Consider the following 25,272-nt stretch of genomic DNA (forward strand, 5'->3'; position numbering starts at 1 on the left):
TCCCTTTGTTCTTGTTTGTGTATTGTCTTGCGAGTAATCGCAAGGCAATTTAAACAGTTCCAAAGGGATATCAATTGCCAATTAAAAATCAGATAAATCAATAAGATGGTAGCTTTTTGAGTCTGATCGAATTATCGTGGGTTGGCGCCGCAGTAAGGACTCACATGTTTCTTTTTTTGTTTTCAAAGAAGATCGGTAAAATGTGAGTCCGATCTCATTCAGCTTGTCGTGCCCGAGTGGTCTGTTGTCGGGCTACCTTGCCCAGCTGTTGGCGGGAGGGTTTGAGATTGCCGCCAAGATCGGGCCAGGGGAGCCAGTGGTCGGGGACCATAAAGCCGGGCAGGGTGCTGCGGATCCAGGCAGCCAGTTCGGAGTCGGGAACCGGCTCGCCGTGCCAGTCGATAAAGGCGGCGGGGCGTTGCCCCCACTCGTCGCTCGGCACCGGCACCACCAGCGCCTGGGCGACGGCGGGATGATCCACCAGTCGCTGCTCTATGGTTTCTGGCTGGATATTCTCCCCGCCCGAGATAAAGAGGTTATCGAGCCGTCCCTCTACCAGCAGTTCCCCTGCCGCAGTGAACCTCCCCTTGTCGCGGGTATGAAACCAGCCTTCGTCATCGAGGGGCAGTTCCAGCTCGCCATCTCGGTAGTAACCGGCAAACAGGGTGGCGCCGCGCACGCAGATCTCCTGCTCCCGGATGCACACCTCCCGTCCCGGTAGCGGTTTGCCAACTATGCCTGCATCGCCGGGGATAGCGGTGCAGACCTGGCTCCCCATCTCGGAGAGACCATAACTCACCTTGGGTTCGAGCCCCATGGCGCAGAGGCGGCTCACCAGCGGCTGTGGGATGGCGGCGCCACCGAGCAGCAGCTCGCGCAGGCGGGTGCGGGTGGGGTCAAAGCCCTCTGCCAGCAGGCGCCAGAGCTGGGTTGGCACCAACGAGAGGTGAGTGATGGGCTGGCACTCCAGCCGCTCCTTGAGGGAGCGTTCACGTTGATCCAGTACCAGAGTTGCACCCGCCAGAAAGACCCGAAACAGGATGGCGTAGCCGCCCACATGGAACAGCGGCAGGGAGAGCAGCCAGCCGCAGGCCTCATCAAGGGGAATGAGGGTGGCAGAGCCGCGCGCCGAGGCAAGGTGGTTGCAGAGTCGGTGCACCACCGCTTTCGGCGTACCGCTGGAGCCGGAGGTGAGGATCATATTGTTGAGTTGGGTCGATTCCAGCGGCCACGCTTCCTCTCTTGCTGGCAGTTCGCGCGTGAAGTCGAGCGGCAAGGGCTGCCAGTTGCCTGCCGGGATCTCCCCTGCCGACCAGAAGGCATCGGCATCGAGTTGCACCGCCAGCTCGCTCTGCTTTTCGAGAGGAAAGGCGGGGTTGAACGGGCAGAACACCACGCCGCTGCGTACGCAGGCCCACGCCAGCAGCACATCTTCCAGCGCACCGCGCACCACCGCAGCCAGATGTTCGCCACGGCGCACTCCGGCTTGTTTCAGCTGTTGGCACAGGCTGTTGAGGCGGGCATCGAGCTGGCGGTAACTGAGGGGCGAGGCGGCGTGGATGGCAATGCGGTTCGGGGCTGTGATTGCCCGGTGGCGTACCGGGCAAGGTGTCTGTTTGGGTGAACGTGTGGGTTCAATCACGGTAATACAGTTGCTCCAGTCGGCTCAGGTCCGGTTTGCCATCTTCCCCCAGCAGGTTGCCCGCCATCCAGCGGCGGGTATCCAGACCCGGCGCCTGTTCGGGAGCCCATTCGCTCGCCAGATGAAAGAGCTGGTTCAGGCCCAGATCCGATTCGAAGCAGGAGGAGATGATCACCTTGAGCCGCAGTTCGCGGGCGCGGGCGATCAGGGCTTCGCAGTTGGCGAGTGAACCGAGCAGGGTAGGCTTGAGCACCAGCGCGCGCAGTTGCGGGATCGGTTCCCACGGCTTGCCTTGTGCCAGCAGTTCGTCCAGCGCCACCGGCATGCCGGTGCGGTTGGCGACAAAGGCGATGTCGGCAAAGTCGGCGCAAGGGTCTTCCAGATACTCGATGCGATTCGGGTCGAGGTGGCCGCAGAAGGTCCACGCCTCCTCGCGAGTCCAGCCCTGGTTGGCATCCAGCACCAGCTTGAGGGAGGGGAGGCGGTCGCACAGCAGGCGGATCAGCGCCAGCTCGTCACGCATCGGGTAGCGCGCCACCTTCAGCTTGGCCTTGCCAGGCGTGCGGTGCAGCCACTCTTTCCAGTTGCGCAGCAGCTCCTGGGGGGAGCCTTGAATGAGGGGATAGGGTTCCGGCAGCGGGTTGCGCTGCTCCGGCCATGTCCGGCGTGCGCAGTCGAGGCCAAATTGCACCGACGGCAGCACGGGGGTCGGGGTATCGCCGGCGGCCAGGGCCGCCAGCGTGGCAAGGGCTTCTGCCTCTGCCTGTTGCAGGCTCTCTTTCGAGAAGCCGGGCAGGGGGGCGATTTCCCCCCAGCCGTCGTTGATGCGCACCAACAGCCCCTCTCGCGCCACCTCCACCTTGCCGTGAAAGGTCAGTGGCTGGGTAAAAGGCAGTTGATAGCGATACAGGGCTAGTGTCATCAGGGGTTCCGCTTGTATTTGGAGAAGTCGGGGCGACGCTTTTCGTTGAAGGCGTTGCGGCCTTCCTGACCCTCTTCGGTCATGTAGAAGAGCATGGTGGCATTGCCCGCCAGCTCCTGCAAGCCCGCCTGCCCATCACAGTCAGCGTTGAGGGCGGCTTTCAGGCAACGCAGCGCCATCGGGCTGTTTTGCAGCATTTCACGGCACCAGCGCACGGTTTCACGCTCCAGTTCCGCCAGCGGCACGACGGTGTTGACCAGACCCATGTCGAGGGCTTGCTGGGCATCGTACATGCGGCAAAGGAACCAGATTTCGCGGGCCTTCTTCTGGCCGACGATACGAGCCATGTAGGAAGCACCCCAACCGCCGTCGAAGGAGCCCACTTTCGGGCCGGTCTGGCCAAACTGGGCGTTGTCAGCGGCGATGGTCAGGTCACACATCATGTGCAGCACATGACCGCCACCGACCGCGTAACCGGCCACCATGGCAACCACAGGTTTCGGGCAGGTGCGGATGTCGCGCTGGAAGTCGAGCACGTTGAGGTGGTGAGTCCCCTCGTCATCACGGTATCCACCGTAGTCGCCACGGATCTTCTGGTCGCCACCTGCACAGAAGGCTTTCTCGCCAAAACCGGTCAGGATGATGGTGCCGATCTGATCGTCATAACGGGCATCGGCCAGCGCCTGCAGCATCTCTTTGACGGTGCGGGGGCGGAAGGCGTTGCGCACCTGGGGACGGTTGATGGTGATCTTGGCAATGCCATCGTTGGACTTGTGATAGAGGATGTCCTCGTAACCGGCGGAGCAATCCTGCCACTCAACCGGAGCGTACAGTTCCGCTTCCGTCATTGCTTCAATCATGGTTTTTTCCTTCTGATCTGGGAGAGTGCAGTTGAGCACCGAGTTGAACTCTGAGTTGAGCAATCCTGGCATGTTGAACAGGTGCATACAGTTCAGCTTCCGTCATTGCTTCAATCATGACTCGTCTCTTCTTGTTGGTTGACCCACTCCGCGAGGAGTCGGGCAAAGTTATCAGGCTGATGGGCGTGCAGATTATGGCCGCCATCCAGCACCAAGTGGTTGATTCTGCGATCCTGGTTCGCCAGCTGGCAAGCCAGCTGATGGAATTTGTGATCCCGCTTGCCACTCACCCAGGTGACCGGCAGCTGGCTCGCCATGAGCCAGGGGGCGAGATCCGGCTGCTTGCCTAGCGAAGTGGCGCGCAGCATGGTGGCGATGCCCTGACCGTCGTTGCCAAGGCGGCGGGCGATCTGGCGGGCCCGGGCCGCATCGTCAAGATCGGCAAACACCCCTTGCCGGTACCAGTCTGCCAGCACATCAGCCAGGGGCTCACGCTCAAAGCGCTGCGCCCACCGTTCATCGTGCTGGATGCGGGCGGCCCGTTCACTGGCCGGTAGCCCCGGGTGGCAGTTCTCCAGCAGCAGCCCCCGCAGCCCGGCGGGCTCGCGGCTGGCGTGATAGAGGGCCAGTCGCCCACCCAGCGAATAACCCGCCAGCAGATAGCGTTCAATGTTGCGGCTGGTCAGCTCGGCGACCAGCCACTGGTGGCTCTGCTCAAAGTCGCTGACGTTGAGATCGCGATACTGGCCGTGACCCGGCAGATCGAGGGCGATGCAGCGGATGGCGGGCAGCCGGTCGATCACCGGTTGCCAGTCGCCGCTATCCCCCAGCAGGCCGTGCAGCAGCACCAGCGGCACATTGGCATCTTTATTTACCACGGATGGCGGCCCCCAGCGCCTTGAGATCATCGGCCACCTGCTCGCTCGGTACCCGGATCTCGATCAAGGTAACGCCATGTTTGAGGGCGGCGCTGTAATCGCGTTCGAACTCGAGCAGGGTGGTCGGCGCCCGATAGGCGAGACCAAACATGGCTGCGGCATGTTCAAAGCTGAGACCGTGGGGCAGCCGGTAGTAGCTCTCCAGCAGCTCCCCTTCGGTGGGCACCGGCAACATACGAAAGATGCTGCCGCCATCGTTGTTGAGCAGGATCACCACCAGCGGTCGGCTCGCCTTGCTGAGCAGGGCTAGGCTATTGAGATCGTGCAGGGCGCTGAGATCGCCAAGCAGCAGGGTGGTGGGCTCATCACTGTCCTGCTCGATTGATTGGGCAAACCCGTAGGCGGTGGCGATCAGGCCATCGATGCCGGAGGCGCCACGGTTGGTCATCACCCGGCTCGGCCCCTTGCCCGTTTCGCCGAGCATATCCATCAGTCGGGCTGGCATGCTGTTGCCGACAAACAGTTGGCCTTCGATCAGGCGGTTGAGGCGATGGCAGACCCCAAGCTCGGAGAAGTGCTCGCAGGCAGCGGCGATCTGCTGGCTGGCGTTATGTTGCAGCTCGGCCAATGTGTGCCAAGGGGCTTGTGTGGTGACCGGATGGGCCGCAGCAAAGGCGCTGGCACTGCAGAGCAGCCGGTTGCGCAGCCGGTAGTCGGGATCGAGCCGCGCCGGTTGCGGATCCACCAGCCAGTAATCCTGCCATGAATGGTGTTTTATGAACTGGCCGAGCCGCTTGGAGACAAGCCGCGCGCCAAATTGCAGCAGCACCTCGGCGCGGCCCAGCTCGGCGACGAATTCAAGGTCGTTGAGCGCCATATCCATGTGGATGAGGTTACGGCAATCGAAGCGGATCTGGCTCTGCAGATCCGCCAGCAACGGCCAGCCAAGTTGCTCTGCCAGTTCGGCGACCACCTGTGCCTGTTCGGGGTCAGTGATCCTGCCGGCGACAATAATGCCGCGCTGTTGGCGAAAGGTTTCCCACTCCGCCTGAGGGGGGCAGCTTGCCGCGCTCTGTTGCCACGGGCTCCATGGCTTGTGCGAGCCGAGCCAGTCGCCGAGAGGGGCCAGATAGTCGGAGAAATCCTGATAGTGCTCGCCCGGGTAGAGGGGCTCGGGGTACATGCAGTTGAAGTGCACCACCCCGGGGGTGAGCGCCTGTTTGGCCAAGGCTTGGTCCACCGAGCTCAGCACAAACGCCGCCGGAATGGTCGGGGTGGGGCTCGGCAGGTTCTGCTGATAGACGGGGTAGCGGCCGAAGATCCCCTGCTGGTCGATCGCCTGATTGGCGCCGTTGTCGATAAGCTCGTGAGGGCGATCGGCGGAGAGAATAATCAGTGGCACGCCGGTGAGCTGGGCCTCAGCCACCGCGGGCCAGAGGTTGGCTACCGCGGTACCCGAGGTCATGATCACCGCCACCGGCCGGTTGCTCCCCTTGGCCAGCCCCAGCGCCATAAAGCCGAGACCGCGCTCGTCAAAGTGCAGGTGACGACGAAAGCCCGAATGGGCCGCGGCGGCCATGGTCAGCGGCGCAGAGCGGGAGCCGGGGGCCAGCGCGATGTCGCGCACCCCGAGGCGAAAGAGCTCCTCCAGCAAGAGGGAGGACCAGACGTGATTGAAGGTGGCGTGCTGGCTCGAAAACGGTGTGCAGGCAAACTCTTCGCTGGCAGGCTCTTTACGGGTGGGCATAGGGGCTCTCGTAGCGTGAAAAGGGTGAATGACTATCCCAGCAGGGAGAGCACATTGGCGATCTTGTTGTCGAGTTCGGCCCACTCGGCGACAGGCTCGGAACCGGCGACAATGCCGGCACCGGCAAACAGGGTGACGCTGCCCGGCTGAATGCGGGCGCTGCGAATGGCGACCGAGAACTCGGACGTCTCCCGACTCAGCATGCCGCAGGCTCCGGCGTACCAGCCCCGATCGTAGGGTTCGAACTCGCGGATAAAGGCGAGCGCTGCCTCGCGCGGAGCGCCGCCCACAGCGGGAGTCGGGTGGAGGGCGTCGAGCAGCTGCCAGTCGCAGACCCCGGGCTTGAGCTCGGCTTCGATATCGCACTTGAGGTGTTGCAGCAGCCGCAGTTTCAGAATGCGCGGCTCGGTCAGGGTGGCATCGTGGGTCAGTGGCGCCAGTCGGCTCAGGATGTCGGCGTGTACCAGCCGGTTCTCCAGCCGGTTCTTGCTGTCGGCCAGCAGCTCGGCGGCAAGTTGGGCATCGACCTCTTCATCACCGGAGCGGCGAATGGTGCCCGCCAGCGCCTCGGTAAAGAGGTGGCGATCTTCCCGGCGGTAGAGCCGCTCGGGAGAACAGGCGATAAAGGCCTGCTCGGGGGAGAATTGAAAACCGAAGTGGAAGCAGTCCTGGGCGTGGCGGGCCCACTGGTCGAGCATGGCCCAGGGATTGATATCCGCATCATGGTTCGGACTGGTCAGCACGCTCTCCCGCGATAGCACCACCTTGGGAGTGTGCGCCTGAAAATCGGGGGCGGTGACGCGCTCCACCAGTGTCTGCCACTGGGCGTGGCCGGGGCAATCCTGTCGCTGCCAAGGCTGCTTTTGCAGGGCGGGCAGCGGGGCTTCCGGGCGCAGGGCATCGAGGGCGGCGTCGGCCGCCTGCAGTTCGGCCTCGAGATTGTTTTCATCCAGCCAGAGGTTGAGGCAGAGACTGACGCACTCGCCACGGCGCACCAGCTCGATGCGGGGCAGCACGAAACGGCAGGGGCCAAACCCTTGCCAGCCGGACTGGGCCGGATCGAACGCCAGTCCGCCATAGTAGCGAGGGCTGTCGTCATGATGCTGGTTGGCTGTGTTAGTGCACACCTGCTTGATGGCGTGCGGTTCGGTCAGTTCATGGATGGCGCCCAGCGCGACATACTCGGGACGAGCCTCTCCACGGGCCTGCCAGTAGATGCGGGGATAGAGGGTTTGCGCCGCGAGCCAGCCCAGAAAGGAGCGGATTTCGATCGCCACTCGCAACCGTACGAAGCCGCTGACGTTGCTGTGACGCAGGGCGTCCAGTTGTTGCTTGATATGGGTCTGAGCCAACATGGATTCTTGTCTGAGCCGGGTAGTAACGAGCGATCCGGTAGCTGGATGCCGTAGGTTTATGCCAAAGGGCGATGATTTCCTATATATTATCTGCCCATTCGTCCATGTAAATCGCCCGCGGGAGCTTCACTCTCCGGGGCCAAGTATACCCAAATCCGGTTCGATAACCCTTAACACGATCAATATCCGATTGTTTGGCCATCACAAAATGACAAATACCTTCTCTGTTTGGTTGCTGGCGGCGCGTTTGCGAACACTGCCGCTCGCCTGCTCTTCCATCCTGCTGGGCTCGGGGCTGGCTGCCAGTCGTGGCGCCTTCGATGGCACCATCATGGCGCTCTCCCTGCTGACCGCCATCCTGCTGCAGATCCTCTCCAATCTGGCCAACGATTACGGCGATGCGGTCTCCGGCGCTGACAACGGTGAGCGGATCGGCCCGCAGCGGGCAGTGGTCTCCGGCCTTATCACCAAAAAGCAGATGTGCGTGGCGATGGGGCTGACAGCACTGGCGGCGGTGGCCAGTGGCCTGCTGCTGCTGGGCTGTGCCTTCGGTGGCCAGTGGCTGCAGATTTTGGCGTTTGTGGTGCTGGGTGGCGCAGCGATTGTCGCGGCGGTGACCTACACGGTCGGCAAGACTCCCTACGGCTATCGCGGGTTTGGCGATATCTCGGTGTTCCTCTTCTTCGGTCTGCTGGGGGTGCTCGGCTCCTACTACCTCTTCACCAAGACGCTGGAGTGGGATCTGCTGCTGCCTGCCACCGCTTGTGGTCTGCTGGCCACCGCCGTGCTCAATATCAACAATGTGCGCGATATCGAGACCGACGCCGCCAGCGGCAAGATCACCCTGGCAGTGCGCCTTGGCCGCAACCGCGCCATCGCTTATCACTGGGTACTGTTGGGGGCGGCGTTGCTGGCAACCATCGCCTTTATCCTGATCCAGCCCGCCAGCTTCTGGCCGTGGATCTTCTTGCCCGCCATGAAGCCCCTCAGCGATGCGGCCAAGACTCTTCGCGAAAGCTACGATGGCGAGGTGCTGACCGGTTCCCTCAAGAAGACCGCCATCAGCGCGTTTCTGTTCAGCCTGCTGCTCTCCATCGGGGTGGCGCTCTCCTGACAGCTGGTCGCAGCTCGCCAAGGCGAACAATAAAAAGGGCTCCCGAGATGGGAGCCCTTTTTGGTTTTGGCCGGTTTAGCTGGCTCGAGCCACTTTGAGCGTGCGGCGGGAGAAAATCAGGGTATCCAGCAGCCAGATGGCGACCATGGAGGTGCCCACCAGCGGGATGGCGATCCCCAGCAGGATCAGCAGGGCGATGGCACCGCGCATTGACGGGAGTTTGGCAGGCAGCGGCGGTGCGGCGAGACGGCCCTGCGGACGACGGCACCACCAGATCCACAGACCACTCATGGCGCTGGCCAGCACCATCAGGCAGATAAGCAGCATGGCGAGCTGGTGGGGCCAGCCGTAGAGCTTGCCCATGTGCAGCATGACGCCACTCTCCACCGTCTTGGCGACCGGGCCGTAATCCTGCCAGCGCACATCGGCCAGCACCTTGCCGCTGTATTGATCGATATGCAGGGTGGCATCGTTGCGTGGATCGTCGGCAAACAGGGCGATGGTGTAGACGCCGGTGTCGCCGACCGGCGGGGTGATGCTGTAACCCGGTTGGACTCCGCGCTCATGGGCGATCTCGACCACCTGTTGCAGCGCAATGCGCTGGCGTGCCATCACCACTCCCTCGTGCTCGCCATGGTTCATGGCACCGTGATCGTGCCCCTCATCAACAGGCTGCGAGCTGGGCATGGGGGTATTCTCCACCGCCCAGGGGACGGTCTGCTCATGGGCCTGATTCAGGGTGCGGGCCAGCGGTGCCGATTTGGGCACCTCGTTCCACATGGCGGCCGGGAAGCGGTTCCAGACCGCGGCGAACTGATCGCCCCAGAAACCGGTCCAGGTCATGCCACTCAAGAGCAGCAGCAACAGGAAACCTGCGCCCCAGAAGCCGATAACGGCGTGCAGATCGCGCCACCAGAGGCGGCCGCGCTGGCTCACTCTGGGCCAGAGGATGCCGCCTACCCCGGGCCCCTTGCGTGGCCACCAGAGGTAGAGGCCGCTCAGCAGCAGTACCAGCCCCCAGCCTGCCGCCAGTTCGATCAGCCTGTCCCCCGTGGTGCCGAGCAGCAGGTCGGCGTGCAGGGAGCGAGCCACCGCTTGCAGATTCCACTTGTTGTCCATGGTGCCAAGCAGGGCGCCGCTGGCGGGATCGAGGAACAGGGTCAGTTCGCGATCCCCCTGATTGACGATGAACTGGGCGCTCTGATCGGGTGCGACAGGCGGCAGGTATTTACGCAGGCTGGCATCGGGCATGGTCATCATCGCCTTGGCCAGCAGCTGGTCGGCACTCAGGGTCTGGCTGGCGGGGGCGACCTTCATCAGCTCGGGGTACATCAGGTTGTCGAGCTGGGGTTTGAACAGATAGACGATCCCGGTCAGTGACAGCAGGATCAGGAAAGGGGCGACAAAGAGACCGGCGTAGAAGTGCCAGCGCCAGATCCGTTGGTAATGACTCGAGTCCCTGTTTTTCATTGCACATCCTTGTTGGGGCGCTAAACCTTTCGGTTGGTGGAATGTTTGTGGCGGCGCGGATAATAGCAGTAACGTTTCGTTAACTGCAATCACACATCTCGAGATCGATTCAGTGCGGGATGCCGGTAACATAAGGTGCCGACGGTTTGCTGGATAGGATGAGCACGCTTTGGGAAAAGCCTGTTTGCTGCTGGACTTTTCCTTATAAATTATTACCTTGTGGTAACAATTTGCAGGCGATGGTGGTGATAACGGAATGGGAGCAGTCATGCAGCCACATGGGCAATTTGACATGGAGCGCAGGGGCCAGATGCTGATCTGCCGCCCGAGTGGCCCTTTCAATCTGGCTGGTGCCATGGCCTATGAGGCGCGTTTTCGTCACGAACTGGCCGGATTGATGGATGGCCCCTGGGGGATTGTCGAGGTCGCGACCGAGTTTGAAGCGGCCGGGCCCGAGGTGCTGGCCCGTTTTCGTCGCCAGTTTGGCTGGTGTGCCGAGAGTGGCTGTCAGTTTCTGGCGGTGGTCTTCGTGGGGGGCTTCAAGCGCTATCTGGCGGATAACATCTTCAAGGGATTGCCCTTTCGGGCGGTACGTTACTTTGAGCAGGAGGCTGCGGCCATCCAGTGGCTGGGGGAGCAGCTCAACACCGCTCCCTGTGAACCTGCGAGCGCTTGACCACCCGTATCCTGACTGGCCTTGGCTCAATCCAGCGTGATAAACCACTTGTCCCGCTCGTCAACGCAGTCGGGCTCACCCATTTCGAATTCACGGCAGATCAGCGGCCGCACCTCGTAGATACGGCACATCATGGTGTTGCGGTCGAGGGCGGCGCACCAGCCGTCGTCCAGCCGGCGCATGACCGGTATCTCGCCATCCCGTTCCAGTACATAACGGTCCGGCACGCCGGTATCGGTAAAGAGCATCACTTCGAGGCGGCAGCAGCAGGCTTCGCAGTTCTGGCAGCTCACATCGGTTTGGATTGCTTGGGTCATGGTGCCTGTCTTGCCGCATGGCGGCATCGGAGATATGAAACAGGCGCCTGTCAGGCGCCTGTGGTTTGGCTAACGGCTTGCAAAGAACCTTAGCCCAGTTTGCGGGCGCGGTAGCTGCGACCCTTGATCTTGCCTTCCTGCAACCGCTTGAGGGCGGTGCTCGCCACGCTGCGCTTCACGGCGACGTAGGAGTACTGCTCGGAGATCTGGATCTTGCCCACATCGGCACCGGCAATGCCGCCTTCTCCGGTCAGGGCGCCCAGAATGTCACCGGCCCGTACCTTGGTCTTGCGGCCTGCATCGATGGAGAGGGTCACCATCTGCGGGGCGATCGGCTTGATGTCGCGGCCGATGCTGTCGAGATCACCCAGCGGCATCGGAGCCTGCTGGTACTCTTCGATAAAGTTGACGCGCTGGGCCTCGTTCGGCTGATAGAGACTCAGGGCCAGACCCTGTTGGCCGGCACGACCGGTACGACCGATGCGGTGCACGTGCACTTCCGGATCATAGGTCAGCTCGTAGTTGATGACGGCGCCCAGCTCCTTGATGTCGAGACCACGGGCCGCCACGTCGGTGGCCACCAGAATGGTGGCGCTGCCGTTGGCAAAGCGCACCAGCACCTGATCCCGCTCGCGCTGTTCCAGATCGCCATTCAGCGCCAGCGCCGAGAAGCCCTTGGCGGCCAGATGGTCGGCCACGTCGTTACAGGCGCGCTTGGTGTTGCAGAACACCACGCAGGAGCTTGGCTGGTAGTGACTCAGCAGCCAGGTGAGGGCGTCGAGGCGCTGACCGGCAGGCACTTCATAGAGCTTCTGTTCGATGGCGCTCCCCTCGTGCAGGGACTCCACGCTCACCTCGACCGGATTGCGCTGCACGCCGCGGCTCATCTGGGCGATCCCTTCCGGATAGGTCGCGGAGAAGAGCAGGGTCTGGCGCTGCTGGGGGGCATAGCTGATGACCCGGTTGATATCTTCGCCAAAGCCCATGTCCAGCATGCGATCCGCTTCATCCAGCACCAGCGTCTTGAGGCCGGAGAGCTCCAGCGTGCCTTGCTCCAGATGCTTGAGAATACGACCCGGGGTGCCGACGGCGATGTGGGCACCAAAGCTCAGGGTGGCGGACTGCGGTGCGGTCGGGGTGCCGCCGCACAGGGTGACCAGCTTGACGTTGGGCAGGGCGCGCGCCAGACGACGGATCTCGGTGGCCACCTGATCCGCCAGTTCGCGGGTCGGGCAGAGCACCAGCGCCTGCACTTCGAGGCGGTTGACGTTGAGCTTGGCCAGCAGGCCGAGGCCGAAGGCGGCGGTCTTGCCGCTGCCGGTTTTTGCCTTGGCGATCAGGTCTTTGCCATCGAGCACCAGGGGCAGGCTCTGGGCCTGGATCGGGGTCATCTGCAGGTAACCCAGGCTGGTGAGGTTCTCTTGCAGGGCGGGGGAGAGATTGAGGCTGCTAAATTCGCTGTTGTTCACAAAAGGACTCTATTTCGGAGAAAACGGGGATGCGCGAGCGCTAAGGCCGCGCATCATACCAGAATGTGGCACCGGATGTGGCGGATTTTTGAACGGCTGGTCACGAGGGGCCATGAAAGGTTCATTTGTTGCCAAATCGATCGCGGGCGATCACCGACATAGCAATAAGGACTATTTTTCAAACACTCATCTAATTATTTATCGCGGATAAACGTTTTCTATTTTCATTATTTTAATATAATGACTGGAAAATATTTCACGAGCAGTTACTGCGCCACAGGAAATGTTGCGAAAATGCTGATGAAATATTTTCAAAGAACATGAAAACGGCGCAAACCTTGCTCAACATGATGTTTTTAAAGGAATTTATATTTTCCATGTTGCGCGATTAATATCAGTTCATTGCACAATTAATTTAAAAACGTTTGTATTATCCTGCCTCCATAATATTGCGCGGGATTGTGATGGCTATCTGATTTTTAAATGTGCAAATGTCTATGATGGCGCCGGTCAAAAATTACAATTTACTCAGGTGCTACAGGTATGGAATACGTTCACTTTGTGCTCGGACTGGTGATGGTCCTCGCTCTCTCTCTGCTGGCTAACCGCCACAACTGGAAACAGATCAAGCTGCGTTATATCGGCCAACTGCTGGTGGTCGAACTGGCGCTGGCCTGGTTCATGCTGAACTCCGAAGTGGGTCTGGCGGTGGTGGGGGGCTTTGCCGCCGGCTTCACCAAGCTGATGGAGTTTGCCAAACAGGGTACCGACTTCGTGTTCGGTGGTCTGGTCAACGAAGGGGCCTTCTCCTTCTTCCTGATGGTGCTGATGCCCATCGTCTTCATCTCCGTGCTGATCGGTATTCTGCAGTACATCCGCCTGCTGCCGCTGGTGATCCGCGGTATCGGTACCGTGCTGGCCAAGATCAATGGCATGGGCAAGCTGGAGTCTTTCAACGCCATCAGCTCGATGATCGTCGGTCAGTCCGAGAACTTCATTGCCCTCAAGAACATCCTGCCGCACCTGAACGAGAAGCAGATGTACACCCTGGCGGCGACGGCGATGTCTACCGTCTCCATGTCCATCGTCGGTGCCTACATGCAGCTGATCGAGCCGCGCTACGTGGTTGCCGCGCTGGTGCTCAACATGTTCAGTACCTTCGTGGTGCTCTCGCTGATTAACCCCTACGAGCCGGATAACTCCGTGACCGACATCAAGGCCATTGCCGAAGGTGACGAGCACCACACGCCGAAGAAAGAGAACTTCTTCGAGATGCTGGGCGAGTACATCATGGCCGGTTTCACCGTTGCCGTGATCGTGGGTGCCATGCTGGTGGGCTTTATCGCCCTGATCGCCCTCATCAACTACCTGTTCGAGATGGCATTTGGCGTGAACTTCCAGTTCGTCATGGGTTACCTCTTCTACCCGATCGCCTGGATCCTGGGTATCCCGAGTGGTGAAGCGCTGCAAGCGGGCTCCATCATGGCGACCAAGCTGGTAACCAACGAGTTCGTGGCGATGATGGATCTGGGCAAGGTGGCTGCCGAGCTCTCTCCGCGCACCGTCGGCATCCTCTCCATCTTCATGGTCTCTTTCGCCAACTTCAGCTCCATCGGCATCATCGCCGGTGCGGTAAAAGCGCTGAACGAAGAGAAGGGCAACATGGTTTCCCGCTTCGGTCTGAAGCTGGTCTACGGTTCCACCCTGGTCAGCCTGCTCTCTGCTGTTATCGCAGGCATCATGATCTGATCCTCTAGTGGCATCCGCTACTGCTTGGGCCCCTGACTTTGTCAGGGGCTTTTTTGTTTCTGGCTCATAGCCGCCAGCCGCACCACCAGCCGGCGACCAGCAGAGTGAGGGTGCAAAAGCCGGTTTCGATGGCGCCGCCGCTGCGCAGCGGCCAGCCCGGCAGGCGGTAACGGCGCTTGATGGGCCAGAAGAGCGGAATGCCTGCCGGGGTGAGCCAGTCCCCCAGCAGATGGCTGAGGTAGCCGACGATAAGTGCATCCTTGACTCCCATGGGCAGGGTGTCCGGCGGCAGGCTCTGGTTCAGCCCCCAGACGGCAGCGGCGACCGCCAGCAGACTGTGGGTGAAGCCGCGATGGCCGAACAGCCGCGACAGAGGTTTCGAGATCCACGGCAGGCGCTGCCCCAGCACCGATTTGGGGTGGTCGAGGTCGGGCAACAGGGCGCTGGACAGCGCGGCAGGGATGGTCTGCCACAGGCTGGCATCGGCCAGTGCCGGAGTTAGCTGCAGTTTATGGGCGATCAGGGTGCAGGTAACGGAGAAGAGCAGGTGCCCTTGGGCGGTCATGATGATTACGGCGTGGACAAGATGGCGGCGCATCTTACCAGCCTGATAGTTGTGGTCAGCTCTTATTTTAAAAATCAGGATGTTACGGCGAAAAAGCGCCCATGTTGGGCGCCTTTAGGGTCTCTTTACAGCTTGCCTTTGACCAGCCACTTGTCGAGGGCGTTGGCGAAGCGCTGTTTGTCGGCAGCATTGAAGGGGGCCGGGCCGCCGGTCTGCACGCCAGCCGAGCGCAGCTCTTCCATAAAGTTGCGCATGCCGAGCCGCGCCTTGATGGTCTCGCGGGTGTAGATCTCGCCGCGGGGATTGAGCGCCTCGCCACCGGCATCGATCACCCAGGAGGCGAGAGGGATGTCGCCGGTGATCACCAGATCGCCGGGTTGAACCTGCTGGGCGATGACATGATCTGCCACATCGAATCCCTTCTCCACCTGCTGGGTTTTGATGAAAGGCGAGGGGGGCACCCGTAACCCCTGATTGGCCACCATGGTGGTGACGACCTGGGCGCGGTGGGCGGCGCGGTAGAGGATCTCCTTGACCGGAATGGGGCAGGCATCGGCATCAACCCAGATGGGCATGGCATGGTTTCCTGTAGTTAAAGCGGATGGAAAACGAGAGCGGGCATGTTAACACAAGCCTCCCTTCCCGGCGCGGGGCTGAGTCGGCCCCGCCTTTGGTGTAAGCTGGGGCCAGCATATGAAACGAGAAGGAGACGAGATGGATCGGGTGCCCGGTGAAGTGATTTATGCCCTGACCCTTGATGGCAAGGGTGGCATGGCGCCGCTGACGGCGGGAAGCGAAGTCCCGGCGGGACATCCCGGCTGGCTGCATATGGATTACGGCAATCCCGATTCGGCGCGCTGGCTGTTGCAGACCCCCTTGCTCAGCGAGGCGGCCAGGGAGTCGCTGCTCGGCCAGAGCAATCGTCCCAAGCTGGTGCGGATGGGGGAGACGGTGCTGCTGATCCTGCGCGGCATTAACCACAACAAGGATCACAGGCCCGAAGAGATGGTGGCGCTGCGCATCTTCATCACCCCGGATCTCATCATCAGCAGCCGTCGTCGTCCGCTGCTCTCCGAACAGGATGTCTTCAACCAGCTCAAGCTGGGGGGCGGCGCCGATACCCCGGCCGACTGGCTGGTGGAGATCTGCGATGCCCTGACCGACCGGGCGGGGGAGTTTGTCGAGGAGCTGCACGACAAGATCCTCGATCTGGAGGAGATGGTGCTGATGCGCGACATGCCCGCTAATGGCCGACTGGCGCTGATCCGCAAGCAGCTCATCATGATCCGCCGCTACCTCTCCCCCCAGCGGGATCTGGTGGCGCGGCTGGCCAACGAGAAGATCAGCTGGCTGGATGAGGATGACCGCCGTCGTCTGCTCGATATCGCCGATCGGCTGCGGCGCTGGCTCGATGACCTCGATGCCGGAGTGGCACGCACCGCCGTGCTGGCAGACGAGATCAACAATCTGATGGCGGAGGCGACCAACCGCCGCGCCTACCAGATGTCGGTGATGGCGCTGCTCTTTTTGCCCGCCAGTTTCCTGACTGGCCTGTTTGGCATCAACCTCGGCGGTATCCCCGGGGCCGAGAATCCGACCGCCTTCTGGGTCTTCTGTGGTTCGCTGGTGGCGCTGGCAAGCGGGCTGGCTATCTGGCTCAAACATCGGCGCTGGTGGTAAGGAGGGATAACCCATGTGGCAATCAATTGGCCTGACCCTGCTGCTGTTGCTGGGTCATACCCTGATCCGGCGGCTGATTCACAAGAGCCTGCTGGCGCTCGGTCAGAGCAGGCAGGTGAGCGAGAACCGGGTGCTCTACGTGGCCCATGTGTTCCACTTCCTGCTCGGTTGCGCCACCTTGCTGGTGCTGGCCGGGGTATGGGGGCTCGACTTCTCCCGACTGGTGGTGCTCGCCTCCTCCTTCTTTGCGGTACTGGGGGTCGCCATGGTGGCCCAGTGGTCGATCCTCTCTAACATCACCGCCAGCATCACCATCTTCTTCGCTTTCCCCTACAAGATTGGCGACCGGATCCGCATCCTCGACAAAGATGATTCGGTCACCGGCGTCATCACCGAGATCGGCCTCTTCTATGTGCGGGTGCGTGATGACAACGGCGATCTGGTCACCTATCCGGCCAACCTGATCCTGCAAAAGCCGGTCAGAAAGCTGGAGGGCAAGGTGGTGGAACCACTGCAACCGGAATAGAAAGCAACCGGAATAACAAAAAGGCTCCCTCGGGAGCCTTTTTACTGTGCGGTGGTTGGCGCTAGCGTTCGAAGAAGCGGTAGAGGTGCTCCACCTGAACCGGGCAGTCGGCCACCTGATGCAGATGTTCGCGGGCCTGCTCGACGGTGCCGAAACTGACCGGGCAGCCGAGGGTGTCGGTCAGCTCGTAGAGGGCGCCATCCTTGCCTCTGAATTCGATGAGCCAGCCGGGAATGGCCACGTCGTGGAGGATTTCGGCCTCGTGCAGGATCTGTTGCTGATAGAGCTTACGAAGTTCACTGACTGTCATGATGCTCTCCTGTGGGGAATATCCAGCTTCAGTCTATGCCTGCCCTTTATGTGCGGCAACAGTGGTGCGGCAACGGGATCATCCCCGCAGAACCTCCCATGCCCAGCGGATGCGGATAAAGGTCTCGGCGTTGCCGCCCCGATCCGGATGGTGCTGCAGTGCCAGCTCCCGCCAGCGGCGGCGGATCGCCTCCTGACTCGCCCCTTCATTCAACTCGAACAGGGCCAGCGCCTCAGCTTTGTGTCCCTCACCGTCATAAGCGCGCCAGAAGCGGTTGAGCAGGGCCTCCACTTCGGCACGGTCGGTCTGCCAGAACACCTGCCAGTCGAGATAGTAGCTACGCAGATTTTCGCCAAGGGCAAAGCCGTGGTTGGCCTCCTGGTTCCCGGCCAGCGGTTCGAGCCGGATATCCAGGGTGCTGATCACCAGCCACCAACCCTCTTCATAAAGCTCGGCCTGCAACTGGTAGAGGGCGTTCATGATCAGGAAGTTGACCCGAAACAGCTGCAGCTGCTCATCGTCAGCCAGTCGGGGGATTGCTCCCTGCTGGCGCAGAGCGGCCATCAGCTCATGCACCTTGTAACTGCCCGCCGCCTGTTGCAGCAGCACCAGCAGAGGGGCGACCAGCGGATTGTGGCTGGCTTCGCTCATTCGGCACCCTGCTCTCTGGGCGGTTGCAGGGCGATCAGCAGCTCACCCGCCTGCGGGGTGACGGGGCCGGTGACGATCTGGGGCTTGCCCTTGCCATCCATGATGAAGAGCGGGATGGCGCCGGGATTGGCGGTCTGATACTGGGCCCAGTCGAACGCCTCGCTCAGGCGGGTCGCCTTGATCTGGCCATCCCGGCTCAGCAGGCCGCTCAGCTTGGCATAGTTGATGTCGGGGCCGAACAGGTTCTGGCGAGCGCGAAAGGTGGCGCTCTCCCGGTTGGCCTTGCCGTGCTGCTCGCTGGAGCGCAGGGAGTAGACCTGCTCCTCGCCGTAGAGGTGGGCGAAGTACAGCACCCCGAGGGCGTTGTTGTGGCGGTTGGGGGAGAGTGCCAGCACGGTACTGATGCTGGTAAGCGGCAGGTGCAGCTCGGCATGTTCCGACTGGGGGTTGCCGAAATAGCAGGGGAGGTTGCTCATCCGCGCCTGTTTGCAGAACTCCCAGGCGGGATCGCAGAGCTGTACCGGCACCCCCTGATCCGCCAGCGCCCGGCCTATGGCCCGCGCCACCGAGTTGGCCCCTATGATGAGCCAGGTGTTGGGGGCGCTCTGGCGCATCTTGAGCAGGCTGGCCAGCGGTGCCGAGGTGAGGCTCTGCAACACCACGGTGGAGATGATCACCGCAAATACCAGCGGCACCAGCTTGTCGGCGTCGGGGATCTCGGCCTGATGCAGGCTGATGGCGAACGAGGCGCTGACTGCCGCCGCGACTATGCCGCGCGGGGCGATCCAGCTCAGCAGGGCGCGAGCTCGCCAGGAGAGATCCGAGCCCCAGGTCGAGACCAGAATACAGAGCGGGCGCGCCACAAACTGCACCACGCACAGCAGCGCCAGCACCATGGGGCCGAGCTGCCAGAGCTGTGCCAGATCGAGGCGGGCCGCCAGCAGGATAAACAGGCTGGATATAAGGATGACCGCGAGATCCTCCTTGAACGCCAGCACCTCCTCCAGATCCAGCCCCTCCTGATTGGCGAGCCAGATGCCGAACACGGTCACCGCCAGCAGGCCCGATTCGTGGCTCAGCCAGTTGGAGAGGCTGAAGGTGACCAGCACCAGCGCCAGCACGCCGAATTTGTGCAGGCTGACCGGTAGCCAGTCCTTGCGAATGAGCAGGGTGGTGAGCCAGCCTGCCACCACCCCGATCAGGGAACCGACCAGCACTGTCTTGCCCAGCGCCAGCAGGGTATGGCTGATGAGATCCCCCTGACTGCCGAGGCGCACCGCCTCGAACACCAGCACCGCAAACAGGGCGCCGATGGGGTCGATGACGATCCCCTCCCAGCGCAGGATGCGGTCCACCTCCCGGGTGGGGCGGATCACGTTGAGCATGGGGGCGATCACCGTCGGGCCCGTTACCACCAGCACAGCGCCGAGCATGGTGGCAACCCGCCAGTCCAGCCCCAGCAGGAAGTAACCGGCGCTGCCGATGACGGCGAAACTGACCAGCATGCCGGTGGAGCAGAGATTGCGCACCACCTTGCCGATCCCCTTGAGCTCGGCCAGATGGAGGGTCAGTGCCCCCTCGAACAGGATGATGGCCACCGACAGGGAGACCAGCGGAAACAGCAGATCCCCGAGCAGGGCATCGGGGTCGAGCAGGCCGCTGACCGGGCCCAGAGTCAGGCCGGTGAGCAGCAGAAACAGGATGGCGGGTACCCGCAGCGACCAGGCAAGCCATTGGGCCAGCACGGAGACCAGGGCGATCCCGGCCAGAGAGAGGGCAATCATGCAGACCTCGATTCAGGCAGTGAGTATGGAGCTAGTGTAGTGGCTAAGTTGGTCAGATTGACACCCGAAGGTGCGGGCGTCATGGCCGGGATGGGGAGATGTGCGACAGTCGGCGTCATGGTGGCTGGCGGTGATGTGAAGGGCGCCAGCCAGACGCCAACCGTGGTGATGGTGTGGCCTTGGGGCCGGATTAGATGGGGCTCTCCTTGTGGAGCTCGCCGACACAGTCGGCCAGCGCCAGTACCAGTGCGGAGCGCACCATCTGATCGAGCCGGTTGAGCTGCATCTGGTAGAAGGCCCAATCCTCTTCGCTGGCGGGGGGCTCCAGCTTCATCATGCCGCCCTGATTGACCCCGTGCAGGCGGTCGAGCAGATCGCGGATCGGCTTGTCGCTGAAGCGGTAATCCTTGGGGTCGCGCACCAGAAAGTCGCGGATCTTGATATAGGCTTCGATATCCTGATAGCGCTCGAGGGAGATGAGGCCGAGGGCGAAGATGAGCTTGAGGCGCACCTCCAGCTGGCCGAGGGGGCCGCTCTGGTTGAGCAGGGGTTCGATGGCGTATTTGACGGCATACTCCTCCTGACGGAACGCGCGTCGCATCAGGGAGTCGACCGCCTCTTCCAGGATGGTCACGGCTTCGAGAAAGAAGCCGCGGGGGCCATCCTGCTCGTTCAGTCGTTCCAGTACTTCATCTTCCTGGTGTGTGGTCATAAGTGCATTGGGTCCAGCTGACAGGGAGAGAGTGGGCCTCTCTCCCGGTTTTTATCATATGGGGCACATTCCCTTGCCATTCAAGCGCTTGGCGCGCTATCAGTGGTGGCTGAATGCGCCGCAAGCAGGGTTATTACAGGGTTTCGTAACGGGCGACGATGGCGCGAACCACTTCGCTCTCTTCATCCAGTCCGGTGACGCGGGCCAGCGCTTTGGCCGGGCCCAGCTCCGCCAGCAGCTGTTGCAGCTCGACTGCCTGCGGATCATCGGCATTGCGATAATGGAGCGCCGCGGCGATCCCCTCCTGCAACTGATCGCTCGGCAGGCCGTACTCCAGGGTGCCGAGCAGCGGTTTCACCAGTCGATCCCCCGCCGCCAGCTTGCGCAGCGGCTGACGACCGACCCGGTCAATCTCGTCCACCAGATAGGGGTTGGCGAAGCGGGCCAGGATCTTCTCGATGTAGGCGGCGTGCAGACGCGGGTCGAAGCCGTAGCGTTTCACCAGTACGGCACCGCTCTCCTCCATGGCGCGGCGCACCTTGCTGCGGATCACCGGATCTTCGATCGCCTCGCGCACTGTGCGGTAGCCCCGCAGTTTGCCGAGATAGGCGGTGACGATGTGGCCGGTGTTGAGGGTGAACAGCTTGCGCTCGACGAAGGCCATCAGGTTGTCGGTGGGTTCCATGCCCGCCACCTGTGGCAGCTCTCCCTTGAACTGGGTCTGGTCGACGATCCACTCGCTGAAGCTCTCGACCGTCACTTCCAGCGGATCATCGTTGGCAGCCGCGGCGGGCGGCACGATGCGATCCACCGCCGAGTCGACGAAGCCGATATAGGATTCGAGCGTGGCATGATACGCGACCGGCAGGTACTTGAGTACCTCCCGCTTGAGGTGGCTGGTGCCGCGCACCATGTTTTCACAGGCGATGACGTTGAGCGGAGTCAAGTTGCCGGCATCGAAGCGGGCTTGCAGCCCCTTGGCCAGAGTGCTGGCAATCTTGTCCAGAATGTTGGGGCCCACTGCCGTGGTGACCAGATCGGCGGTGATGATACGGGCGATCACCTCGTGACCGGCGGAACTGACCGCCGCCACGTTGCGCACCACGTCCAGCTTCTGATCCGCACCCACCACATGGACCTTGTACTCCTGACGGTGGTTGAGCTGGTCGATCAGGGTGTCGTTGACGTCGGCGAAGGTGACCTGATGGCTGGCATCCGCCAGCACTTTGCCGATAAAACCGCGACCGATGTTACCAGCACCAAAATGCAATGTTTTCATGATATTAACCTCTTGAACCAAAGACGATGAAAGATGATTACGCAGCCTGTTCGGCACCCAGCAGATCCAGGAAGGCCTGGGGATCCGTGGTGCTGGCCAGCCGGTCGATGAGACCGGGTTCATCCAGTGCATTGGTCAGGCGGGTTATCACCTGCATATGTTCGTCGTTGCGGGCGGCGATACCGATCACCAGCCGTGCTACCTCATCGGCAGCCTCGCCAAAGGCGACCCCGGCCGGGTACTGGCAGATGACGATGCCGGTACGCTTCACAAACTCCTTGGCGGCGATGGTGCCGTGCGGCACGGCGATGGACTCGCCGAGGTAGGTGGAGACCAGCTGTTCCCGCTCCAGCATGGCGTTGACGTAGTCGGGCGCCACGTAGCCGCGCTCGGCCAGCAGTCGGCCTGCGGTCAGGATGGCGGCCTCCTTGTTGTCCGCTTTCAGTCCCAGATGCACGTCATGACGGCTCAGGGTAAAGACCTCGGCCGCTTGCGGTTCGTAGCTGTCGTCGTTGGCGGCCACCAACAGTTGCGGGTTGGCTACATCATCGTTGGCGGCGCTGCTCAGGCTCTGTACCAGCTCCTGATAGAGGCTGTTGTCGAGGAAGTTGGTGAGCGAGATATGGTGAGCGTTCGGCGCATGGCGACGGGCCCGCTCGGTTAGATCCTTGTGAGTGATGACCCAGTCCACCTGATCATCGAGCTGATCGATGGCGCGGTTGGTGACGCTGATATCGAGCCCTGCGGCCTGCACCCGCTTGCGCAGCATGCCGGCGCCCATGGCGCTGGAGCCCATGCCCGCATCGCAGGCGACCACGATATTGCGTACCGCCATCAGTTCGCCGCCCGGCTTCTTGGCCGATGCGGTTTCGGGTTTGCCTCCCTTCATGGCTTTCATCTTGCGAGTGGCTTCACCGAGGGCATCGGCCTCGTCCGCTTCCGGCTGCTGGGCGCGAACGAATACGGCGGCGACCAGGAAGGAGACCAGAGTGGCGCTGATGATGGAGAGGGCGACCCCGATCAGGGAAGCTTTCGGCGTCATCAACAGCACGGCGAAGATGGAGCCCGGCGACGCGGGGGAGACCAGACCAGCGTTGAACAGGGTCAGGGTAAAGACCCCGGTCATGCCACCGGCGATCACCGCCAGAATGAGGCGCGGATTCATCAGCACGTACGGGAAGTAGATCTCGTGGATGCCGCCGAAGAAGTGAATGATGGAGGCGCCAGCCGCGGACTGCTTGGCCGCACCACGACCGAACACCATGTAGGCCAGCAGCACACCCATGCCCGGGCCCGGGTTCGCTTCAATCAGGAAGAAGATGGAGCTGCCGTGCTCGGTCGCCTGCTGAATCCCCAGCGGCGAGAAGATGCCGTGGTTGATGGCGTTGTTGAGGAACAGGATCTTGGCCGGTTCGACGAAGATGGAGGTGAGCGGCAGCATGTGGTTTTCCACCAGGAAGCCGACGCCACCGGCCAGCAGGCCGGAGAGCACCTTGACGAAGGGGCCAATCACGAAGAAGGCAAGGATGGCCAGCAGCATGCCGATAAGGCCAGCGGAGAAGTTGTTGACCAGCATCTCGAAGCCGCTCTTGACGCGACCGTCCATCGCCTTGTCGAAGCGCTTGATGGCCCAGCCACCGAGCGGGCCGACCATCATGGCACCCATGAACATGGGGATATCGGTTCCCACGATGACACCCATGGTGGTGATGGCACCGACCACGCCGCCGCGCTCACCGCCCATCAGTTTGCCGCCGGTGTAGCCAATCAGCAGCGGCAGCAGGTAGGTGATCATGGGGCCGACCAGCTTGGCCAAGGTTTCATTGGGCAGCCAGCCGGTGGGGATGAAGAGGGCGGTAATAAAGCCCCAGGCGATAAAGGCGCCTATGTTGGGCATGACCATATTGGACAGGAAGCGTCCAAAATTCTGTATCTTGACTTTGGTATCCGGTGATAACATGTCGGGACCCCGTTTTAAGCCTGTTTGATTAAAAGTGGTAGTCGGGATGGCCGGTTTTGCCGAACCTCCATCCCGGTCGTCTAAGCAACTTCAATCTACCAGCTTGATATCAAATTAGGCTGAAAACGGGGTGTCTTGTGATCCAGCTCTCAGATACCCAGCGATACCCCCTCCCAAACCAGTGATCCTGATCACGTTCGAGAGCTGTAATTCGACTACATTTCGATCTTTTCTGTTTTGAATGACCATTTTTTGTGATTTAGATCACCAGTTCAGCTTTGCCGCTCCTTCGCGAAAAAGTGATTAGCATCACAAATTTAGTTTTTGTATTCGAATGGGACAAATCACTCAATTACTCATCAGCGGGTATTGACGATGGATCTATCGCAACACTCCATTGATTATCAATGAATCAATAAATTTGTAACCCGCTTTCAGTTTTTACGGTTGGTGATGAGGGCTCTTTTGCGGCTGATTGATGGGAATGGGCGCCAACATGCAGGATGCTATCGAGCGGCAGTGTTCGGGGCGCTTGTTTTCCGCGCAGGCCAGATTGCAGATAAAAACAAACCGCCAGCAGGCGGTTTGTCGGTTTTTGCGATCTGAGCCCTGTCGGGGCTGCGGCTTAGTAGAAGCTTGCATCCTCGGGGGAGGGGCGGGTCTTGAAGCGGCGATGGAGCCACATGTACTGCTCCGGCGCCTTGCGCACCGCGGCTTCAATCTCGCGGTTGGCGCGAGCCGCATCGACCATGTCATCCCCACTCGGGTAGTCGGCGAGGGGCGCCCCGATATGGAGGGTGTAACCCTCGCTGGTGCGGATGTTGTAGCAGGGCAGGGTGACGGTGTTCTTCACCCGCGCCAGAGTGGCGGTGCCGGTGATGGTGGCCGCCTGCTCCACCGCGAAGTAGGGCACGAACACGCTGGCGTGGGAGCCATAGTCGTGATCCGGCGCGTACCAGAGGGCGTCACCGTTGCGCAGCGCCTTGATCATCCCCTTCACGTCCATCCGGTCTACCAGATATTTGTTGGAGGCGCAGCGACCGTGATACTGGGCATACTCCAGCACCGGGTTGGTGTTGGGGCGATAGACGCCGACCCCTGGCCGTACCAGACCGAAACAGCGGGCGTTGAGTTCCAGCGTCAGGAAGTGGCAGGAGAGCAGCAGCATGCCCTGACCTTTTTCCATGGCGGCAATGACATGCTCTTCCCCTTCCACCTTCATCAGGTTGCGCATCCGCCAGTCCGGCCAGAACCAGGCGATACCCACCTCGAATACGGCGCAGCCCACGCTCTCGAAGTTTTGCTTGAGCAGCTTCTCGCGCTCGGCCAGAGTCAGCTCCGGCATCGCCAGCTCCAGATTGCGACGGGCAATCTTCACCCGTGACTTGAGCACTTTGGCGGCAAGCTGACCGAGCTGACGACCCAGCCACATCTGGCTGCGCCACGGCAGCAGGGTCAGCAGCCAGAGCAGGCCGAGGCCGAACCAGCTGGCCCAGTAACGGGGATGAAACAGGCGGGGCTCCAGGCGAGGAGCGTTGTCGTGGGCCATGGCTAATCTCTTGTTCGCAAACACAATCGGGGGATTCTAGCCGAAAAGGGGGGGCGG

At 61.6% G+C, this 25,272-nt stretch carries 23 protein-coding genes; 5 read left to right on the forward strand and 18 right to left on the reverse strand.

Annotated elements, in window-relative coordinates; all coding sequences use genetic code 11:
* Positions 1-214: 214 nt before the first annotated feature.
* The 6 genes from menE to OKC43_RS10875 form a co-directional block, all read right to left on the reverse strand.
* Positions 215-1,642: an o-succinylbenzoate--CoA ligase gene (gene menE / locus OKC43_RS10850; protein ID WP_236272693.1), complete on the reverse strand. Its 1,428-nt coding sequence runs from the start codon at positions 1,640-1,642 to the stop codon at positions 215-217.
* Positions 1,635-2,564 carry an o-succinylbenzoate synthase gene (gene menC, locus OKC43_RS10855; RefSeq protein ID WP_236272694.1) on the reverse strand — a complete coding sequence of 310 codons (930 nt, stop codon included), beginning with the start codon at positions 2,562-2,564 and terminating at the stop codon, positions 1,635-1,637. Before menC ends, menE begins: the two co-directional genes overlap by 8 nt.
* Positions 2,564-3,424, reverse strand: a complete 861-nt coding sequence (menB, locus tag OKC43_RS10860) for a 1,4-dihydroxy-2-naphthoyl-CoA synthase (protein ID WP_005354934.1) — start codon at positions 3,422-3,424, stop codon at positions 2,564-2,566. The genes menC and menB overlap by 1 nt, the downstream gene beginning before the upstream one ends.
* 110 nt (positions 3,425-3,534) lie before the next feature.
* A complete protein-coding gene (gene menH, locus OKC43_RS10865; protein WP_236272695.1) occupies positions 3,535-4,332 on the reverse strand; it encodes a 2-succinyl-6-hydroxy-2,4-cyclohexadiene-1-carboxylate synthase in 798 nt (265 codons plus the stop codon).
* Positions 4,292-6,049: a 2-succinyl-5-enolpyruvyl-6-hydroxy-3-cyclohexene-1-carboxylic-acid synthase gene (gene menD, locus OKC43_RS10870; RefSeq protein WP_236272696.1), complete on the reverse strand. Its 1,758-nt coding sequence runs from the start codon at positions 6,047-6,049 to the stop codon at positions 4,292-4,294. Before menD ends, menH begins: the two co-directional genes overlap by 41 nt.
* Positions 6,050-6,081: 32 nt before the next feature.
* Complete coding sequence (locus tag OKC43_RS10875) at positions 6,082-7,404, reverse strand: isochorismate synthase (RefSeq protein ID WP_216976056.1); 1,323 nt, start codon at positions 7,402-7,404, stop codon at positions 6,082-6,084.
* Positions 7,405-7,612: 208 nt separating this feature from the next.
* Here OKC43_RS10875 and OKC43_RS10880 point away from each other — a divergent pair, with 208 nt between their 5' ends.
* Positions 7,613-8,518, forward strand: a complete 906-nt coding sequence (locus tag OKC43_RS10880) for a 1,4-dihydroxy-2-naphthoate polyprenyltransferase (protein WP_236272697.1) — start codon at positions 7,613-7,615, stop codon at positions 8,516-8,518.
* A 75-nt stretch (positions 8,519-8,593) separates the two neighbouring features.
* On the opposite strand, the gene OKC43_RS10885 is transcribed toward OKC43_RS10880, so the two are convergent.
* Positions 8,594-9,988, reverse strand: coding sequence for a PepSY-associated TM helix domain-containing protein (locus tag OKC43_RS10885; protein ID WP_236272698.1), 1,395 nt, complete (start codon positions 9,986-9,988; stop codon positions 8,594-8,596).
* Between the two features lie 268 nt (positions 9,989-10,256).
* Between OKC43_RS10885 and OKC43_RS10890 the strand changes: the two genes are divergently transcribed.
* Positions 10,257-10,664, forward strand: a complete 408-nt coding sequence (locus OKC43_RS10890) for a hypothetical protein (RefSeq protein ID WP_005335923.1) — start codon at positions 10,257-10,259, stop codon at positions 10,662-10,664.
* Between the two features lie 26 nt (positions 10,665-10,690).
* Here the strand turns inward: OKC43_RS10890 and OKC43_RS10895 are convergent, their stop codons facing one another.
* Together OKC43_RS10895 and dbpA are read right to left on the reverse strand one after the other, a co-directional pair.
* Positions 10,691-10,981, reverse strand: a complete 291-nt coding sequence (locus tag OKC43_RS10895; RefSeq protein WP_193861052.1) for a YkgJ family cysteine cluster protein — start codon at positions 10,979-10,981, stop codon at positions 10,691-10,693.
* A gap of 89 nt (positions 10,982-11,070) precedes the next feature.
* Positions 11,071-12,450, reverse strand: a complete 1,380-nt coding sequence (gene dbpA, locus OKC43_RS10900) for an ATP-dependent RNA helicase DbpA (RefSeq protein ID WP_236272699.1) — start codon at positions 12,448-12,450, stop codon at positions 11,071-11,073.
* Positions 12,451-12,993: 543 nt separating this feature from the next.
* Here dbpA and OKC43_RS10905 point away from each other — a divergent pair.
* A complete protein-coding gene (locus tag OKC43_RS10905) occupies positions 12,994-14,199 on the forward strand; it encodes a NupC/NupG family nucleoside CNT transporter (RefSeq protein WP_005363118.1) in 1,206 nt (401 codons plus the stop codon).
* A 64-nt stretch (positions 14,200-14,263) separates the two neighbouring features.
* On the opposite strand, the gene OKC43_RS10910 is transcribed toward OKC43_RS10905, so the two are convergent.
* Positions 14,264-14,764: a metal-dependent hydrolase gene (locus OKC43_RS10910; protein ID WP_201953541.1), complete on the reverse strand. Its 501-nt coding sequence runs from the start codon at positions 14,762-14,764 to the stop codon at positions 14,264-14,266.
* 125 nt (positions 14,765-14,889) lie between these two features.
* Positions 14,890-15,339, reverse strand: coding sequence for a YaiI/YqxD family protein (locus OKC43_RS10915; RefSeq protein ID WP_236272701.1), 450 nt, complete (start codon positions 15,337-15,339; stop codon positions 14,890-14,892).
* Between the two features lie 139 nt (positions 15,340-15,478).
* Between OKC43_RS10915 and zntB the strand changes: the two genes are divergently transcribed.
* Positions 15,479-16,444 carry a zinc transporter ZntB gene (gene zntB / locus OKC43_RS10920; protein WP_162517595.1) on the forward strand — a complete coding sequence of 322 codons (966 nt, stop codon included), beginning with the start codon at positions 15,479-15,481 and terminating at the stop codon, positions 16,442-16,444.
* Between the two features lie 13 nt (positions 16,445-16,457).
* The gene (locus tag OKC43_RS10925; protein ID WP_005335914.1) at positions 16,458-16,970 is read left to right on the forward strand and encodes a mechanosensitive ion channel domain-containing protein; all 513 of its coding nucleotides are present in this window, start codon (positions 16,458-16,460) and stop codon (positions 16,968-16,970) included.
* 61 nt (positions 16,971-17,031) lie between these two features.
* Here the strand turns inward: OKC43_RS10925 and OKC43_RS10930 are convergent, their stop codons facing one another.
* From OKC43_RS10930 to lpxL, 7 genes are all read right to left on the reverse strand, one after another.
* Positions 17,032-17,280 (reverse strand): hypothetical protein, encoded by a 249-nt coding sequence (locus OKC43_RS10930; RefSeq protein ID WP_069526933.1) that lies wholly within the window; start codon positions 17,278-17,280, stop codon positions 17,032-17,034.
* Between the two features lie 78 nt (positions 17,281-17,358).
* Positions 17,359-17,931, reverse strand: a complete 573-nt coding sequence (locus OKC43_RS10935) for a DNA-J related domain-containing protein (protein WP_236272702.1) — start codon at positions 17,929-17,931, stop codon at positions 17,359-17,361.
* Entirely contained in the window at positions 17,928-19,715 is a 1,788-nt protein-coding gene (locus OKC43_RS10940) for a cation:proton antiporter (protein ID WP_236272704.1), read from the reverse strand. Before OKC43_RS10940 ends, OKC43_RS10935 begins: the two co-directional genes overlap by 4 nt.
* 190 nt (positions 19,716-19,905) lie before the next feature.
* Complete coding sequence (locus tag OKC43_RS10945; protein WP_005335907.1) at positions 19,906-20,427, reverse strand: MltR family transcriptional regulator; 522 nt, start codon at positions 20,425-20,427, stop codon at positions 19,906-19,908.
* 133 nt (positions 20,428-20,560) lie between these two features.
* Positions 20,561-21,706: a mannitol-1-phosphate 5-dehydrogenase gene (locus tag OKC43_RS10950; RefSeq protein ID WP_236272706.1), complete on the reverse strand. Its 1,146-nt coding sequence runs from the start codon at positions 21,704-21,706 to the stop codon at positions 20,561-20,563.
* A gap of 37 nt (positions 21,707-21,743) precedes the next feature.
* On the reverse strand, positions 21,744-23,666 hold the full coding sequence (locus OKC43_RS10955) for a PTS mannitol transporter subunit IICBA (protein WP_236272708.1): 1,923 nt from the start codon (positions 23,664-23,666) through the stop codon (positions 21,744-21,746).
* A 625-nt stretch (positions 23,667-24,291) separates the two neighbouring features.
* Entirely contained in the window at positions 24,292-25,215 is a 924-nt protein-coding gene (gene lpxL, locus OKC43_RS10960) for an LpxL/LpxP family Kdo(2)-lipid IV(A) lauroyl/palmitoleoyl acyltransferase (RefSeq protein WP_270659191.1), read from the reverse strand.
* Between the last annotated feature and the right edge of the window lie 57 nt (positions 25,216-25,272).

Origin of the sequence: Aeromonas sp. Y289-2, from assembly GCF_027705925.1 — a bacterium.
In the GTDB taxonomy this organism is placed as follows: Bacteria; Pseudomonadota; Gammaproteobacteria; order Enterobacterales; family Aeromonadaceae; genus Aeromonas; species Aeromonas veronii.

Excerpts from the sequence above, each read along its gene's own strand:
- OKC43_RS10910 (WP_201953541.1), bottom strand. The coding sequence starts at position 14,764 with ATGACCGCCCAAGGGCACCTGCTCTTCTCCGTTACCTGCACCCTGATC.
- OKC43_RS10925 (WP_005335914.1), top strand. The coding sequence starts at position 16,458 with ATGTGGCAATCAATTGGCCTGACCCTGCTGCTGTTGCTGGGTCATACC.
- OKC43_RS10880 (WP_236272697.1), top strand. The coding sequence starts at position 7,613 with ATGACAAATACCTTCTCTGTTTGGTTGCTGGCGGCGCGTTTGCGAACA.
- menD (WP_236272696.1), bottom strand. The coding sequence starts at position 6,049 with ATGCCCACCCGTAAAGAGCCTGCCAGCGAAGAGTTTGCCTGCACACCG.
- OKC43_RS10875 (WP_216976056.1), bottom strand. The coding sequence starts at position 7,404 with ATGTTGGCTCAGACCCATATCAAGCAACAACTGGACGCCCTGCGTCAC.
- OKC43_RS10945 (WP_005335907.1), bottom strand. The coding sequence starts at position 20,427 with ATGACCACACACCAGGAAGATGAAGTACTGGAACGACTGAACGAGCAG.
- OKC43_RS10915 (WP_236272701.1), bottom strand. The coding sequence starts at position 15,339 with ATGCCCATCTGGGTTGATGCCGATGCCTGCCCCATTCCGGTCAAGGAG.
- menH (WP_236272695.1), bottom strand. The coding sequence starts at position 4,332 with ATGATCTCAAGGCGCTGGGGGCCGCCATCCGTGGTAAATAAAGATGCC.
- OKC43_RS10930 (WP_069526933.1), bottom strand. The coding sequence starts at position 17,280 with ATGACAGTCAGTGAACTTCGTAAGCTCTATCAGCAACAGATCCTGCAC.
- OKC43_RS10885 (WP_236272698.1), bottom strand. The coding sequence starts at position 9,988 with ATGAAAAACAGGGACTCGAGTCATTACCAACGGATCTGGCGCTGGCAC.
- lpxL (WP_270659191.1), bottom strand. The coding sequence starts at position 25,215 with ATGGCCCACGACAACGCTCCTCGCCTGGAGCCCCGCCTGTTTCATCCC.
- OKC43_RS10935 (WP_236272702.1), bottom strand. The coding sequence starts at position 17,931 with ATGAGCGAAGCCAGCCACAATCCGCTGGTCGCCCCTCTGCTGGTGCTG.
- OKC43_RS10940 (WP_236272704.1), bottom strand. The coding sequence starts at position 19,715 with ATGATTGCCCTCTCTCTGGCCGGGATCGCCCTGGTCTCCGTGCTGGCC.
- OKC43_RS10950 (WP_236272706.1), bottom strand. The coding sequence starts at position 21,706 with ATGAAAACATTGCATTTTGGTGCTGGTAACATCGGTCGCGGTTTTATC.
- zntB (WP_162517595.1), top strand. The coding sequence starts at position 15,479 with ATGGATCGGGTGCCCGGTGAAGTGATTTATGCCCTGACCCTTGATGGC.
- OKC43_RS10905 (WP_005363118.1), top strand. The coding sequence starts at position 12,994 with ATGGAATACGTTCACTTTGTGCTCGGACTGGTGATGGTCCTCGCTCTC.
- menC (WP_236272694.1), bottom strand. The coding sequence starts at position 2,564 with ATGACACTAGCCCTGTATCGCTATCAACTGCCTTTTACCCAGCCACTG.
- OKC43_RS10955 (WP_236272708.1), bottom strand. The coding sequence starts at position 23,666 with ATGTTATCACCGGATACCAAAGTCAAGATACAGAATTTTGGACGCTTC.
- OKC43_RS10895 (WP_193861052.1), bottom strand. The coding sequence starts at position 10,981 with ATGACCCAAGCAATCCAAACCGATGTGAGCTGCCAGAACTGCGAAGCC.
- menB (WP_005354934.1), bottom strand. The coding sequence starts at position 3,424 with ATGATTGAAGCAATGACGGAAGCGGAACTGTACGCTCCGGTTGAGTGG.
- OKC43_RS10890 (WP_005335923.1), top strand. The coding sequence starts at position 10,257 with ATGCAGCCACATGGGCAATTTGACATGGAGCGCAGGGGCCAGATGCTG.